The following is a 13,217-nucleotide window of genomic DNA, read 5'->3' as shown; positions in this document are numbered from 1 at the left end:
GGGCATCAGAAGATGAATGATCAGAGAAAGGGATCCGAGGGCCTGACACGCGCGGAAGCTGGCAGCTATGCCCAGACTGGCTTCACGCCGCACGGGACGATGGAAATTCGCAAGCAGGGCGCCATCGTCACCGGGCAGGCCACAGGTCCGTTCAACACGGAGTTCATGCTGGCCTATGCCGCGATGTGGCGCCAGAACCTGGCCGACTGGGCGGGTGACGGTGCGCTGGCCGTGCACTCGATATGGGCTGAGTCCATGCTGACATCGCCCGATGCGCTGAAAGTGTTTGACGAGTTGATGGGGCGTGCAGCCCATTCGCTGCCGGCGCAGACCCTGCATGTCTGGACGGTGCCTGAGGGGATTGAAGCGCGACTGCTGATGTTGCCGGTCTGGTCCAAGATCATGAAGACCCATGGCCTGCAGGTGCAGGTGTTCGATTCCCAGACCGAGGCGGAGGCCGCCATCGACGCCTTTCTCGCCCAGGCTGGGTAGTCCTCTCGGCTGCCTATCAGGGCTGTGCGGGCGCGGCAGGTGTGCTCGGTGAGGGTGTGACCGCGTCGATGGTCTTCTCAACCACCTTGCCGCCCACCTTGACCGTGGTGCTGACCACCGCGCCCGTGACCGAGATGGCCGCACCGGCGGCCGCGCCGGCCACCGACACCACAGCGCAAGCCTGCAGTGACAGCAGCAGCGGCAGGGCAAGAACAAGGGTGAGCAGGGGGCGATGCGTCATCACTGAGGCGCCAGATGGCGGTGAAGGGCGGTGAAAGGCGGACAGGCCCGCATTGTGCCCATGCTGGGGCCTGTGTCATGCTTGCGCGGCTTCGACTGCATGGGAAAGGCGGCGGCCATCATGTTCTCGGTGTATGGAATCCAGGGGCGGCTCTACAACGGTCCGCTGGAGCAGGTGCGCGATCTGGCCGAGGTCAAGGCCGTTGCCCGGCTGCGTGCTGTGGCAGCCATCGGGCAGGAGGTCGAGGAGTCTGCTGCAGTGTCGCTGTCTCGCCGCGAGGGTGAGGCCGGTGGCCACGCTGGCCTGCTCGGCGAAAGCGGGCCCCGCCAGGCGCTGGCTGCCTATGCGCAGGCCCAGCAAGGCGCAGGCGCGGCGGCAGCACGGCATGCCATCGCCCGGGTGGGCGAGCTGATGAGCCGCAAGCTGATCACGGTGCCGGTGACGGCCACCCTGCGAGAGGCCTGGGGCGTGCTGGCGCAAGCCGGCATCGGCCAGGCGCCGGTGGTCGGCGCGCAGGGCCAGCTGGTGGGTCTGATCGGGCGCTCGGCGCTGATGCGCGAGGAGATGATGCCGGCCGATCTGCCCAGTGCGCTGGCCTGGAGCGCGCGCCTGGCCCAGCCGGTCAGCGAGCTGATGTGGTCGCCGGTGCCGGCGGCGCTGCCGGACTCGCCCCTGCGCGAGGCTGCCCAGCTGATGCTGGACCTGCAGCTGCCCGGGCTGCCGGTGCTGTCGGACGAGGGCCGGCTGCTGGGCTTTTTGTCACGCACCGACCTGCTGCGCGCCATGACCCGGGAGGCGCCACTCGATCTCTGGTCATGATCGGTTAGAATGCCCGCTGTTGCCGCCCCAGTGCCTGCGCTGTGGCGGTTTTGTTTTTCAGCGTGCCGGGCGTTTCATGACCGGGTGCGCACAAGGACTGGAGCACCCGGATGGCAAAAGAAGAACTCATTGAAATGCAAGGCCAGGTAGACGAAGTGCTGCCCGACACGCGCTTTCGTGTCACGCTTGAAAACGGCCACAAGCTGATTGCCTACACCTCGGGCAAGATGAAGAAGAACCACATCCGCATCCTGGCGGGTGACAAGGTGTCGCTGGAACTGTCGCCCTATGACCTGAGCAAGGGCCGCATCACTTTCCGCCACATCGAGCGTCGCGGACCGATGCCGACCAACAACAACAGCAACTATCGCCGTTGATGTTCGCGCAGGCGCGCTACCAGCTGATGGGTTCGACCCGGTAGTAGCGTGCCAACTCCTGGTAGAGCGCGGGATGCTGCTCTGCCATGGCCTTCGGGCACTCGAAGAACACCTCGCTGGCCACCGCAAAGAACTCGGCCGGGTCGGTGGCGCCGTAGTCGCTCAGCAGGCTCGGCAGGCCCAGCGCCGCGCGTTCGCGCAGCGCATCGAATTCCCTCTGCATCACGCTTGACCAGCGTCGGTAGGCCTGGCGCCCCGGCAGCGGTGGCGCGCCATTGGCATGTCCCTTGACCTGGTCCAACTGATGGGCGAACTCGTGGATCACGACGTTGTGTCCATCGCCTGGATCGGCCGCGCCCTGCAGCACGTCCTGCCAGGACAGCACCACCTGACCCTGGCTCCATGATTCGCCGGTCAGCAGGCGGCGCTGTTCCATCTGCACGCCAGCCGGGCCGGGCGCCGCGCGCTCGACCACGAAAGCCCCCGGATAGACCAGCACCTGGCTCAGCTTGGGATAGAAGCCGCGTGCATCGCCTAGCAGCGGCAGGCAGGCCTGCGCGGCAATCGTGACGCGCACCTCGTCGTCGATCTCCATGCCGGCACAGCCGATGATGGGCTTCTCGGCCAGAAAAACCTGGATCAGCTGTTTCAGCCGCAGCTGCTGGCCGGCCGGCAGCTTTTGCACCATCGGCACCCGCCGCCGCAGGATGCGCCGCCAGGCCAGCGGAAAAGGTTGCTGCTGCAGACGCTGACGCCGGCGCCGCCGCCACAGCGGCTGGCCCAGTAGCCAGCCGATCAGGGCCAGGGCCAGCGCGACGACGATAAGCAGGGCCATGAAGGCTTTCCGGAGAGGAGTTGATCGGGTGTCAGATGGGCGAGGGCTGAGCGAATTCAAGCCCGGGGCCGCTGATTCCTAGGGAATGCCCTGCGACGCGCTGTCAGCCTGCTGAAGCGTGAGGCCGCTACCCTTGTCCGGTGACGACGAAACTCTCTCCCGACGCTGGCCTGCAGGCCTGGCAGGTCATCACCGGCGGAATCCTGGCGCTGGTGCTGTGCATCGGCGTGGCGCGCTTTGCCTACACCCCCTTGCTGCCGCTGATGCAGCAGCAGGCTGGCCTGTCGGATCTGGCTGCCGGCTGGCTGGCCGCGACCAACTACATGGGCTATATGAGCGGCGCCTTGCTCGCCGCCTGGCTGGAAAGCCCGCTGTGGCGCCGCCGTCTCTACAGCGTCGGCCTGCTGATCGGCCTTCTGAGCACCGCGCTGATGGGCTTGAGTGGCAACGTCTGGGTCTGGGCGCTGTCGCGCTATCTGGGCGGGCTGGCGGGTGCGGCCGGCATGCTGCTGGGTTCGGGCCTGGTGCTGGGCTGGCTGATGCGGCATGGCCGGCGGCCGGAGCTTGGCCTGTACTTCACCGGCCTGGGCCTGGGCATCGTGGTCTCGGCGCTGGGCGCCATGCTGATGGACCGCCTGGGCCTGGACTGGCGCGGCCACTGGTGGGGCTTTGTGCTGATCGGCGCATTGGCGCTGCTGCCGGCCTGGGCCTGGCGCCCGCCGGTGCCGCCCACCGCTGCTGCGGCGAGTGCGGTCGTGCTGCCGGCGCGGCGCTGGATTCTGCAGATGATGGCGATGTATTTCTGCGCCGGCTGGGGCTTTGTCATCAGCGCCACCTTCACCGTCGCCATCGTTGAACGCCAGCCGCTGCTGGCCGGACAGGGGCCCTGGGCCTGGCTGCTGGTGGGCCTGGCCGCGACGCCGGCCGTCTTCATCTGGGACTTCATCGCACGCCGCATCGGCGATCTGCAGGCGCTGCTGCTGGCCATGCTGCTGCAGCTGGTCTCGGTGCTGCTGCCGGCCTGGTCCAACGGACTGGCGGCCGCCTTGTGCGGCGCCTTGCTCTATGGCGCCACCTTCATCGGCATCGTCAGCCTGACGCTGGCGCTCGTGGGCCGCCGCTCGCCCGCCAACCCCGGCAAGGCGATGGCGCGGCTCACACTCAGCTATGGCGCCGCCCAGGTCAGCGCCCCGGCTCTGGCCGGCGCGATGGCGCAGGCCAGCGGCAGCTACACGGGCGCGTTATGGACCACCGCGGCTGTACTGGGGCTCGGGGCGGGGCTGCTGGTGTGGTTGCTGCGGGAGGAAGGTGTCGCGGGCCGGAGCTAGGCGCGCCTCTCCGCCAGGAGCGGAAGTTCGGCCGACTGCGGGCTACGCCAGTTCAAGGCTGAGAGCGGCAGTTCACCACGATCCGCCATGCGGCGCAGCCGGTCCGGGCAGTGAATCCAAGCGGCTGTGCCCCGCCTTTCCGCCTATTGTCAGCACACGGTGCGGATCATCGGGAGCAGGTGTTTGCATGCTGCTGCTAACCCGCCGAGTCGTGGCAACATGCAGTTTTACTGCGCTCCGGAAAGACACCGAAGTCGGTGTACCAAACTGCCGGATTTGCAGGCAAATTTAGTACTGCATAAACATACAGTCAAGCGAAAGGAAAGCCCCGTGCATTAAGCACTTAGGGGGACGCCACCGTCCCAAGTTATGCAGCATCGGCCGACGTTAGCAACCATGAAGATACTTTTCGTGATTCTGATGGCCTTGGTAGTCACCAGCGCTGCGCGCGCAGGCGATCCGTGTGTGACCCAGGCCAATACGAGTGAAGTCAATCAGTGCGCGAAGCAGCAGTTCGAGCAGCAGGACAAGTTGCTCAATGCGGCCTATCAGGCGGCCTTGCAGGTCGTGCCGTCGGCGAACGAGCCTGGCACGTCCGGTGAAACGCCGCGGGCACTCCTGGTGAAAGCGCAACGCCGTTGGGTCGAATTCCGAGATGCAGACTGCAAGGCCAAGTACCAAGTCTTCGCCGGCGGTACGATTAGAAATGTCATCTACCTCGGGTGTATGCGCGAGAGGACGGAGCAGCGCATCAAGGAGCTTGCAGCCGGGGAGTGGCAAGGTGGCTAACCGGGCATTGCAGCGGACGGCTACGCAGTCTGCTTAGCTTCAAAGTTCGTCCTCATGCCAACCATCGCCTCACTCCGTTCCATCGCCGGAAACCCGTCTCTTTCCCGTCAGCACGGATTGCTCGCTCGCCTCCAACGAGTACTGTCCGACGACCCGCGCTGCCTTGGTGCAGCAGTTGTAGGCTCGCTCGCAGCAGGCAACGCAGATCGGATGTCCGATGCCGATCTTCTCGTGTACTGCGAAGCGGGCGCCGCGCAAGCCATTCTGAACATCCTCACAGTGATAGCGGCTGACGCGCCGGTCGTGCATCGGCTTACCGGTCAACACGACGCGTGCAGTCTCTACGAGAAAGTCATTCTGGAGGACTGGTCCTCGTACGAGATTCATGTCATTGAGCCTGCCACTCGAATGCGCCTGCGACCGCCGTTCTTGGAAGTGGTTAACCGATACGAGTACCTTGAATCGAGAATCTCCGAAGACAAGCCGATCGGTCGGAAGACAGTGAAACCGTACGTGAATGGTGACGCCGGTCTCGTCTGGGAACTCTTCAGTTGCATGAAGTGGCTGCAGAGGGGTGAAGTTGCGCACGCAACCCTGTTTTTGCAATCACTCGGCGAGCAGTTGAAGGAGCGGCGGAAGTTCAATGAGGCATAACCCTTCTCTCGAGGGGGCGCGCACCGGCATGACACGTGGCCCGCCTACCGGTGTGGCAAATCATCCGCCCGGCGGGCCAAGCGCCATGCCTACGCTCTCCCCTCAGCTCAAACGTCATGTCGCACGGAAGCGTCGCGCCGCTCTTTCATGCTGTTAGCTAAGTCTTCACTTCCATGCCAAGCGGTAAGTATTGGCGGCATCACCAAGAGTGCGCTTCTGGAGCGCCTTGCTGCAGCGGAAATTGAGGTTAACTCTGCGGGGTATGAATTGTTCTCAGATGAGAGATTCCGCACTGCTCTGCACCCTGAGGTGGTTCACGTACGTCAAGTCAGCGTTGCTGGCCTTGGGCTGGAGCGAGGGGGTGTCATGTTCGAGATCATGGCCGCCGCGGCAGAGCGCGGGCTCTCATGCTGTCCGCTGGAGTTGGCACCGCATTTGAGGCTCCTGCTACTGGATCAAGACGAAGGTGCCATAGGTTTCCCACATACCAAGCACAGGGCGCCACCAGGCTCCATCACGGTCATCTTACAGCCGCTTTGCGACGATGACGAAGTTCCGAAAGGCTTCTACCTGCGCCGAGTCGAAGGCAAGCTTTGGCTCCGTGGCTATACATCGTGGGCGGGCCATGTGTGGCAGCCGGAAGACTTGCTCGTCTTCTCCTGTGCGTAAAGTGCGGCCTAGCTGTGAAGCGTCAAGACGTTGTGTCGTGAAGAGCTGAGCCTGGAGATGGGCGTGCGGCCGCCGCCGCTGCTGCCGGCCGCATGCTCAGCCCGTGACAGCGGCAGGGCGTGCTGGAAACATCGACTCCGTCTGCGTCGGGAGCTTCACCATGCAAGCCTCAAACAGCGCGCTCTCCAGCCAGCCATTCAGCCAGGCCTGCAGCGCGGGCCACGGCTGTTCTGCAAACCAGTCCGGCTGCACCGCCGCGAACTGCCGCACGAAGGGAAAGACCGCCAGATCGGTGGCGCAGGGCGTCGTGCCGCCCAGATAGGGCTGGGCGCTCAAGCGCTGTTCCAGTGGCTGCAGCAGGATCGCCACCGCCTGCGCGCGGGCGTCTTCCTGCGTGATGCCTTGCGCGGCATGGCGCTCGGGGTATTTGTAGCGGTCTAGCTGCTGCTTGAAGGCGCCGTCATTGCGCGCCAGCAGATCGAGATTGGCGGCTGTCTGCGCGCGCACCCACCAGCCCGTGCCATCCGCATCGGGCGCCAACGCCCAGGCCATGATGTCCCAGCTCTGCTCCAGCACCTGGCCATCGGGCAGTTGCAGCACGGGCACCGTGCCTTTGGGCGACAAGGCCAGCATTTCCGCCGGTTTGTCGCGCAGCACGATCTCATGCACGCGGAAGGCGCAGCCGGCTTGCAGCAGGGCCATGCGAGCCCGCATCGCATAGGGGCAGCGCCGGTAGCTGTAGAGCAGCGGCAGCAGGGCAGCAGCCTGCGGCTGGCTGCTGCTCACGCCGGGCTTCCCAGCCCCCGCAAGGCCTCGCGCGCGGTTTCCTGCGCCTGCTCGACGATGCGTTGCTTCCATTCGTCGGTGTCGACATAGAAGGCATCGCGGATGCGTTGCTTGATCTGCGCGGCCAGCTCAGCCGGCGCCTCGGGATGGGCTTCCAGCCAGTGGTCGCCGCGCAGCGACTGGGTGACCTCGCTCCAGGGCACCGTGCCGTATTCCAGCGCGACGCCGGTGTAGCGCGCCTCGGGGCAGGCGTCGAAGATGGCGCCCCACATCAGGCCTTGCAGTAGGGCCGAGGTGGAGCTGCCGTCGTAGATCGAGGTCACCTTCTGGCCCCACCACTGGCGCGCGCGAGCAATCGCCACCGCGTCGTCGCGACCGGCCCAGATCAGCTCACCCAAACCGCTAGGCCCCAGGCCGGTGTGCAGATCGATCCAAGCGATGTCCTGGGCGCCGCGGCCTTGCTCTTCGAGCACATGGCGCAGCGTCACATTGCTCCAGGTTGGCGCGCGGCCGCCGTAGAAAAGGCCCTGTTCATGGGCGTACTGCCCGCCGCTCATCGCGGCCTGCAGGCCGCGCTCGCCGTGGCGGGCGGCGTAATCCTTCAGCACGGCCTCGTCAGCCGCGCTGGGTGGCCAGTGCGCAGGCACCACTGCGGCGGCGATCTCGTCGTAGCCGGGGTTGGCGGGCAGGGCCTGGTGGTGCTGGAAGTCCAGGAAGTTGCGGTTCAGGTCCACGCCTTCCTGCGTGACGCGGCGCCAGAACGAAAAGCCATGCGGATTGAGCGCATGGATGTAGAGCACGGCCACGCCAGCGGCCTTCACCGCGGCATGCCAGCTCGGGTCGCGCAGCAGCGCGATCTGCACGCCGGAGCCGCAATAGCCTTCCACGCCATGGCAGGCGCTGCTGAGGATCAGCAGCTTGCTGGCCGCACCCGGCGCTGCACCCTGGCGCACCACATCCATCGCCAAGCGCTCGCCGTCGCGGCCCAAGAGCGGATGCCAGTGCGGCTCATTGTCCAGGCCGGCCGCTTCGACGGCGGCGAGAAACTTCTCGCGTGCCTCGGCGTAGCTTTGCGAGAAGTGCAGGGCGGCGCTCATCTCAGGGGCGCGGGCTGTTCAGCCACTGCTCAGCCATCTTCACCCACATCGAGCCGCCCAGCGGGATCAGCTCGTCGTTGAAGTCGTAGCTGGGGTTGTGGAGCATGCAGGGGCCGAGGCCATGGCCGCCGACGCGGTGGCTGCCGTCGCCATTGCCGATCAGGAAGTAGCAGCCGGGCTTCTCCTGCAGGAAGTAGCTGAAGTCTTCGGCGCCCATCGTGGGTTCGAACTCCTGCACGTTGTCGCTGCCCACCATATCGGTCAGCACGCTGCGCACGAACTCGGTTTCCTTGGGGTGGTTGATGGTGGGCGGGTAGTTGCGGCTGAAGCTGAATTCAACCGTGCAGTCGAAGGCCGCGCCGATCGATTCGGCCACCGCCTGCATGCGGCGCTCGATCAGATCCAGCACCTCCAGCGTGAAGGTGCGCACCGTGCCTTCGAGCACGCAGTCGTCGGGGATCACATTGGTGGCCTCACCGGCATGGATCATCGTCACCGAGATCACGCCGGCGTCGATCGGGCGCTTGTTGCGCGTGATGATGGTCTGGAAGCCCTGCACCATCTGGCAGGCCACCGGCACCGGGTCCACGCCGACGTGCGGCAGCGCTGCATGGCCGCCCTTGCCGCGCACAGTGATCTTGAATTCATTGCTGGACGCGAACACCGGCCCGTTCTTCAGTGCGAACTGCCCGGCCGCCATGCCGGGCCAGTTGTGGGCGCCGAACATCGCCTCCATCGGGAAGAGCTTGAACAGCCCGTCCTTGATCATCTCGCGCGCACCGCCGCCGCCTTCTTCGGCCGGCTGGAACACCAGATAGACGGTGCCGTCGAAATTGCGGTGCTTGGCCAGGTGCTTGGCTGCGGCCAGCAGCATCGCGGTGTGGCCGTCATGGCCGCAGGCGTGCATCTTGCCGGGGTAGGTGCTGGCGTGGGCGAAGTGGTTGTGCTCGGTCATCGGCAGCGCGTCGATGTCGGCGCGCAGTCCCACCGCGCGGTCGGACGTACCGTTCTTGACGATGCCCACCACTCCTGTCTTGCCCAGGCCGCGGTGCACCGGGATGCCCCAGTCGGCCAGGGCCTTTGCGATCAGGTCCGAGGTGCGCTCTTCCTGGAAGCAGAGTTCCGGGTGGGCGTGGATGTCGCGTCGCAGGGTGGCGATGCTCGCGGCATCGGCCAGGATGGAATCGATCAGCTTCATGGGCAGGGGCTCCGTTTTAAGGCGGCCGTCAGGCCGCCCTGCAGGGTGTCGGACCAGTTTACTCGGCGGGGTTTGGCATGGCATCACCAAGGTCTCACGACTGGGCGATGTGCAATAGTTCGCCCATGAGTGAAAGTACTGCCCTGACCACCACCACCCTCGTCAAGGGCGCCTGCCCGCACGACTGCCCCGATACCTGCGCGCTGCGCATCACGGTGGAGGGTGGCCGCGTCATCAAGGTGCAGGGCCAGCCCGACCATCCCAGCACCCATGGCGCGCTGTGCACCAAGGTCTCGCGCTACCCCGAGCGCACCTACCACCCCGAGCGCGTGCTGCAGCCGATGAAGCGCGTCAGTGCCAAGACCGAGCCGCCGCGCTTTGAGCCGGTGAGCTGGGCCGAGGCCTTGGCCGACATCGCCTCGCGACTCAAGACGATTGCCGCGCGCGATCCACAGGCCATCCAGCCCTACAGCTATGCCGGCACCATGGGCCTGCTGCAGGGCGAGGCGATGGCCGGGCGCTTCTTCAACAAGCTGGGCGCGGCGCGGCTGGACCGCACCATATGCGCCTCGGCCGGTGCAGCTGCGCTCAGCGCCACCTATGGCCACAAGCTGGGCATGCACCTGCCTTTCTTTGCCGAGAGCCAGCTGATCCTGATCTGGGGCAGCAACTCCATCGCCTCAAACCTGCACTTCTGGACCTATGCCAACCAGGCCAAACGCAATGGCGCCAAGCTGATCTGCATTGATCCGCGCAAGACCGAGACGGCCGACAAATGCCACCAGCACATCGCGCTGCTGCCCGGCACCGACGGTGCGCTGGCGCTGGGCCTGATACACGAGCTGATCACCCATGACTGGCTGGACCATGACTACATCGCCCGCCATGTCGACGGCTTCGAGGAGCTGAAGGCCCGCGCCCAGGCCTGGACGCCCGAGAAGACCGCTGCCGTCTGCGGCATCAGCGCCGATGAGGTGCGCGGCCTGGCGCGCGACTATGCGCAAGCCAAGCCGGCCGCGATCCGCCTGAACTATGGCATGCAGCGCGTGCGTGGTGGCGGCAATGCGGTGCGCCTGGTGGCGCTGCTGCCCTGCCTGACGGGCGCCTGGCGCTCGCGTGCCGGCGGCCTGCTGCTGTCCAGCTCGGGCTGGTTCGCACCCTTCAAGAATCCGCAGCTGGAGCGCCCCGATCTGCTGGCCGGGCGCCAGCCGCGCATGGTGAACATGAGCAGCATCGGCGACGCGCTGCTGGACGAGACGCTGGCGCCCAAGATCGAGGCGCTGATCGTCTACAACAGCAACCCGGTGGCGGTGGCGCCCGAGTCGCCCAAGGTGGTCAAGGGCTTCCAGCGCAGCGATCTGTTCACCGTGGTGCTGGAACATTTCATGACCGACACCGCCGACCTGGCGGACTATGTGCTGCCGGCCACCACCCAGCTGGAGCATCTGGATGTGCACACCAGCTACGGCCACACCGATGTTCTGATCAACCACCCGGCGGTGGCGCCGCTGGGCGAGGCCAAGCCCAACACGCAGATCTTCCGCGAGCTGGCCACCGCGATGGGCTTCGACGATGCCTGCTTTGCCGAGACGGACGATCAGCTGGCGCGTCAGGCCTTCACTGCCGCGATCGATTTCGACGCGCTGGCCGAGCAGGGCTGGCAGAGCCTGCCCATCGCCGAGGCGCCTTTTGCCGACGGTGGCTTCGCCACGCCGAACGGCCGAGCCCAGGCCTGTGGTGCCGACTATCTGCCCAACTACGAAAGCCAGCAGTCCACGCCGGCACTGGCAGCGCGCTTTCCGCTGGCGATGATCTCGCCGCCGGCGCGCAACTTCCTCAATAGCAGCTTCGTCAATGTGAAGAGCCTGCGCGATATCGAGGGCGAGCCGCTGCTGGAGATCCATGCCGACGACGCCGCCGCGCGCGGCCTGGCCGATGGCGGCCTGGTGCGCGTGTTCAATGAGCGCGGCAGCTATCACTGCAAGGCGAGCATCAGCGCCCGCGCGCGGCCCGGCGTGGTCAACGGTCTGGGTGTGTGGTGGCGCAAGCTGGGGCCGCGCGGCAGCAATGTCAATGAAGTGACGCACCAGCGCCTGACCGATCTGGGCGAGGCGCCTTGCTTCTACGACTGCCTGGTCGAGGTCGAAGCCGCCGCATGAGGCACTGGCTGGCGGCCTTGAGCCTGGCGCTGCTGAGCGGCTGCGCCCAGGTCGGCTATCTGGGGCAGGCGGTGGGCGGCCATCTGGAATTGCTGGCCAAGGCCAAGCCGGTGGACGAGTGGCTGGCCCAGCCCGATCTGGCGCCGGCGCTGCGTGAGCGCTTGGCGCTCAGCCAGCAGATGCGCGAGTTTGCGGTGCGCGAGCTGGCGCTGCCGGACAACGCCAGCTACCGCCGCTATGCCGATCTGCAGCGGCCGGCCGTGGTCTGGAATGTGGTGGCCGCTCCGCAGCTGAGCCTGCAACTCAAAACCTGGTGCTATCCGCTGATGGGCTGTGCCGGCTACCGCGGCTTCTTTGCCCGCGAGCAGGCCGAGGCGCTGGCGGCCGAGCTGCGCGGCCAGGGCTGGGATGTCTGGGTGTACGGCGTGCCGGCCTATTCAACCTTGGGCTGGACCAACTGGCTGGGCGGCGATCCGCTGCTGAGCACCTTCATTCGCTACCCCGAGCCTGAGCTGGCCGGCCTGATCTTCCACGAGCTGGCGCACCAGGTCCTGTATGTGGCTGACGACACCGCCTTCAACGAGAGCTATGCCAGTGCGGTCGAGCAGCTCGGCCTGCAGGCCTGGCTGGCGCAGCGCGGTGCGCAAGGGCCTGTCGACGCCGCAGCCCACGCCTTGCGCCAGCAGCGCCGTGCCGAGTTCCAGGCGCTGACCGCGCGTTACCGCCAGCAGCTGGATGCGCTCTACCGCAGCCGCCTGGCCCCTGAAGCCCAGCGCGAGCGCAAGGCCGAGTTGCTGGCCGCCCTGCGCGCCGAGCATGCCGAGCTGCGTGACGGCCCCTGGGGCGGTGACAAGCGCTATGACACGTGGATGGCTGGCGCCAGCAATGCCAGCCTGGCCATCCAGGCCGCCTATTCAGACCTGACCCCCGGCTTTGTGGCCTTGTTCGAGCGTCAGCAACGCGACTGGGGCCGTTTCCATGCCGAGGTGCGCCGCCTCGCCGCGCTGCCGCCCGAGCAGCGCCGCCGCGAACTCGGCGATGATGTCAGCAAGACAGAGCCGCAACCTTAGGAGCCCCGGACCATGGCCGACATTCATATCCACCGCGAACACAGCCTGGGCCTGGAGCGCGCTCGCGAGATCGCCTGGGACTGGGCCGAGCAGGTCGAGCAGAAGTTCGACATGGAATGCACGGTGCTGGAAGGCGAGACCAGCGACACCGTCACCTTCACCCGCTCCGGCGTCAAGGGCGAGCTGATCGTCACTGCCGAACACTTCGAGCTCAATGCCAAGCTGGGCCTGCTGCTGGGCGCTTTCCGCAGCAGCATCGAAGCCGAGGTGCAGAAGGAGCTGGACAGCTTGCTCAGCGATGCCAAGCCGGCCAAGAAGAAGGCCGCCGCAGCGAAGAGCGGCAGCAAGAAGAAGGCCTGAATCGGCCGACGCCTGAACGACAACGGCGGCCATGGGCCGCCGTTCCAACTTCTTGCGCCGGGTGGGCTTACTTCAGCGATTCGATCAGGTCGATGTACTGCTGCATCGCGTCGTCGGCGCTGGTGCCCTTGAGGGCTGCCCATGCGTCGTACTTGGCGCGGCCGACCATGTCGGTGAAGCCGGGGCGCGAACCTTCCACATCGCCGCTGCTGCCTTGCTTGAAGAGCGCGTAGATCTTCAGCAGCGTCATATTGTCCGGACGCTCGGGCAGGTTCTTGGACTCGGCCATGGCCGCTTCAAACTTTTCCTTGAGGCTCATCATGTCTCCTGGGTGATGGGTGGA

Annotated in this window: 16 protein-coding genes; 10 read left to right on the top strand and 6 right to left on the bottom strand. The window is 66.1% G+C overall.

All coding sequences use genetic code 11. The features are described from left to right. Positions 1–12 precede the first annotated feature (12 nt). Entirely contained in the window at positions 13–492 is a 480-nt protein-coding gene (locus ACIQ67_RS02420; RefSeq protein WP_397532756.1) for a hypothetical protein, read from the top strand. Between the two features lie 16 nt (positions 493–508). Here ACIQ67_RS02420 and ACIQ67_RS02415 read toward each other — a convergent pair whose 3' ends face one another. Further along, positions 509–733 (bottom strand): hypothetical protein, encoded by a 225-nt coding sequence (locus tag ACIQ67_RS02415; RefSeq protein WP_397532755.1) that lies wholly within the window; start codon positions 731–733, stop codon positions 509–511. A gap of 99 nt (positions 734–832) precedes the next feature. Between ACIQ67_RS02415 and ACIQ67_RS02410 the strand changes: the two genes are divergently transcribed. Both ACIQ67_RS02410 and infA read left to right on the top strand, forming a co-directional pair. Continuing rightward, positions 833–1,552, top strand: a complete 720-nt coding sequence (locus tag ACIQ67_RS02410) for an HPP family protein (protein WP_397532754.1) — start codon at positions 833–835, stop codon at positions 1,550–1,552. Between the two features lie 110 nt (positions 1,553–1,662). Beyond that, positions 1,663–1,929 (top strand): translation initiation factor IF-1, encoded by a 267-nt coding sequence (gene infA, locus ACIQ67_RS02405; RefSeq protein WP_397532753.1) that lies wholly within the window; start codon positions 1,663–1,665, stop codon positions 1,927–1,929. Between the two features lie 16 nt (positions 1,930–1,945). Here the strand turns inward: infA and ACIQ67_RS02400 are convergent, their stop codons facing one another. Beyond that, positions 1,946–2,764, bottom strand: coding sequence for a zinc-dependent peptidase (locus tag ACIQ67_RS02400; protein ID WP_397532752.1), 819 nt, complete (start codon positions 2,762–2,764; stop codon positions 1,946–1,948). 140 nt (positions 2,765–2,904) lie between these two features. Between ACIQ67_RS02400 and ACIQ67_RS02395 the strand changes: the two genes are divergently transcribed. The 4 genes from ACIQ67_RS02395 to ACIQ67_RS02380 all read left to right on the top strand — a co-directional run bounded on the left by ACIQ67_RS02395 (position 2,905) and on the right by ACIQ67_RS02380 (position 6,204). Continuing rightward, the gene (locus ACIQ67_RS02395) at positions 2,905–4,092 is read left to right on the top strand and encodes a YbfB/YjiJ family MFS transporter (RefSeq protein WP_397532751.1); all 1,188 of its coding nucleotides are present in this window, start codon (positions 2,905–2,907) and stop codon (positions 4,090–4,092) included. Between the two features lie 396 nt (positions 4,093–4,488). Further along, positions 4,489–4,881, top strand: a complete 393-nt coding sequence (locus ACIQ67_RS02390) for a lysozyme inhibitor LprI family protein (RefSeq protein ID WP_397532750.1) — start codon at positions 4,489–4,491, stop codon at positions 4,879–4,881. A 54-nt stretch (positions 4,882–4,935) separates the two neighbouring features. After that, positions 4,936–5,535 (top strand): nucleotidyltransferase domain-containing protein, encoded by a 600-nt coding sequence (locus ACIQ67_RS02385; protein WP_397532749.1) that lies wholly within the window; start codon positions 4,936–4,938, stop codon positions 5,533–5,535. A gap of 366 nt (positions 5,536–5,901) precedes the next feature. Beyond that, on the top strand, positions 5,902–6,204 hold the full coding sequence (locus ACIQ67_RS02380) for a hypothetical protein (protein WP_397532748.1): 303 nt from the start codon (positions 5,902–5,904) through the stop codon (positions 6,202–6,204). A gap of 96 nt (positions 6,205–6,300) precedes the next feature. Here ACIQ67_RS02380 and ACIQ67_RS02375 read toward each other — a convergent pair whose 3' ends face one another. From ACIQ67_RS02375 to ACIQ67_RS02365, 3 genes are read right to left on the bottom strand one after another with little or no spacing between them, the layout of a single operon-like run. Beyond that, positions 6,301–6,990, bottom strand: a complete 690-nt coding sequence (locus ACIQ67_RS02375) for a glutathione S-transferase (RefSeq protein ID WP_397532747.1) — start codon at positions 6,988–6,990, stop codon at positions 6,301–6,303. Next, positions 6,987–8,087, bottom strand: a complete 1,101-nt coding sequence (locus tag ACIQ67_RS02370; protein WP_397532746.1) for a M14 family metallopeptidase — start codon at positions 8,085–8,087, stop codon at positions 6,987–6,989. The genes ACIQ67_RS02375 and ACIQ67_RS02370 overlap by 4 nt, the downstream gene beginning before the upstream one ends. A 1-nt stretch (position 8,088) precedes the next feature. Further along, entirely contained in the window at positions 8,089–9,285 is a 1,197-nt protein-coding gene (locus ACIQ67_RS02365; RefSeq protein ID WP_397532745.1) for a M20 aminoacylase family protein, read from the bottom strand. A 125-nt stretch (positions 9,286–9,410) separates the two neighbouring features. Here ACIQ67_RS02365 and ACIQ67_RS02360 point away from each other — a divergent pair, with 125 nt between their 5' ends. Genes ACIQ67_RS02360 through ACIQ67_RS02350 form a run of 3 tightly spaced genes read left to right on the top strand, consistent with a single transcriptional unit; the run spans position 9,411 to position 12,874 of the window. Beyond that, positions 9,411–11,444 carry a molybdopterin-dependent oxidoreductase gene (locus ACIQ67_RS02360; protein ID WP_397532744.1) on the top strand — a complete coding sequence of 678 codons (2,034 nt, stop codon included), beginning with the start codon at positions 9,411–9,413 and terminating at the stop codon, positions 11,442–11,444. Further along, positions 11,441–12,514: an aminopeptidase gene (locus ACIQ67_RS02355; protein WP_397532743.1), complete on the top strand. Its 1,074-nt coding sequence runs from the start codon at positions 11,441–11,443 to the stop codon at positions 12,512–12,514. Before ACIQ67_RS02360 ends, ACIQ67_RS02355 begins: the two co-directional genes overlap by 4 nt. A gap of 12 nt (positions 12,515–12,526) precedes the next feature. After that, positions 12,527–12,874 carry a polyhydroxyalkanoic acid system family protein gene (locus tag ACIQ67_RS02350; RefSeq protein WP_397532742.1) on the top strand — a complete coding sequence of 116 codons (348 nt, stop codon included), beginning with the start codon at positions 12,527–12,529 and terminating at the stop codon, positions 12,872–12,874. A 67-nt stretch (positions 12,875–12,941) separates the two neighbouring features. Here the strand turns inward: ACIQ67_RS02350 and ACIQ67_RS02345 are convergent, their stop codons facing one another. Further along, positions 12,942–13,193, bottom strand: a complete 252-nt coding sequence (locus ACIQ67_RS02345) for an acyl-CoA-binding protein (protein WP_397532741.1) — start codon at positions 13,191–13,193, stop codon at positions 12,942–12,944. Between the last annotated feature and the right edge of the window lie 24 nt (positions 13,194–13,217).

The sequence above is a fragment of the Roseateles sp. genome (assembly GCF_044373315.1).
Classification (GTDB): Bacteria; Pseudomonadota; Gammaproteobacteria; order Burkholderiales; family Burkholderiaceae_C; genus JACDQM01.
The sequence above is the reverse complement of the archived record's forward strand: the minus strand, read 5'-3'. Positions and strand labels throughout refer to the sequence as shown.

What these genes read in the sequence shown, in the direction of transcription:
- ACIQ67_RS02410 (WP_397532754.1), top strand. Translation starts at nt 833, where the DNA reads ATGGGAAAGGCGGCGGCCATCATGTTCTCGGTGTATGGAATCCAGGGG.
- ACIQ67_RS02390 (WP_397532750.1), top strand. Translation starts at nt 4,489, where the DNA reads ATGAAGATACTTTTCGTGATTCTGATGGCCTTGGTAGTCACCAGCGCT.
- ACIQ67_RS02350 (WP_397532742.1), top strand. Translation starts at nt 12,527, where the DNA reads ATGGCCGACATTCATATCCACCGCGAACACAGCCTGGGCCTGGAGCGC.
- ACIQ67_RS02345 (WP_397532741.1), bottom strand. Translation starts at nt 13,193, where the DNA reads ATGAGCCTCAAGGAAAAGTTTGAAGCGGCCATGGCCGAGTCCAAGAAC.
- ACIQ67_RS02370 (WP_397532746.1), bottom strand. Translation starts at nt 8,087, where the DNA reads ATGAGCGCCGCCCTGCACTTCTCGCAAAGCTACGCCGAGGCACGCGAG.
- ACIQ67_RS02355 (WP_397532743.1), top strand. Translation starts at nt 11,441, where the DNA reads ATGAGGCACTGGCTGGCGGCCTTGAGCCTGGCGCTGCTGAGCGGCTGC.
- ACIQ67_RS02365 (WP_397532745.1), bottom strand. Translation starts at nt 9,285, where the DNA reads ATGAAGCTGATCGATTCCATCCTGGCCGATGCCGCGAGCATCGCCACC.
- ACIQ67_RS02385 (WP_397532749.1), top strand. Translation starts at nt 4,936, where the DNA reads ATGCCAACCATCGCCTCACTCCGTTCCATCGCCGGAAACCCGTCTCTT.
- ACIQ67_RS02415 (WP_397532755.1), bottom strand. Translation starts at nt 733, where the DNA reads ATGACGCATCGCCCCCTGCTCACCCTTGTTCTTGCCCTGCCGCTGCTG.
- infA (WP_397532753.1), top strand. Translation starts at nt 1,663, where the DNA reads ATGGCAAAAGAAGAACTCATTGAAATGCAAGGCCAGGTAGACGAAGTG.
- ACIQ67_RS02380 (WP_397532748.1), top strand. Translation starts at nt 5,902, where the DNA reads ATGTTCGAGATCATGGCCGCCGCGGCAGAGCGCGGGCTCTCATGCTGT.
- ACIQ67_RS02420 (WP_397532756.1), top strand. Translation starts at nt 13, where the DNA reads ATGAATGATCAGAGAAAGGGATCCGAGGGCCTGACACGCGCGGAAGCT.
- ACIQ67_RS02400 (WP_397532752.1), bottom strand. Translation starts at nt 2,764, where the DNA reads ATGGCCCTGCTTATCGTCGTCGCGCTGGCCCTGGCCCTGATCGGCTGG.
- ACIQ67_RS02360 (WP_397532744.1), top strand. Translation starts at nt 9,411, where the DNA reads ATGAGTGAAAGTACTGCCCTGACCACCACCACCCTCGTCAAGGGCGCC.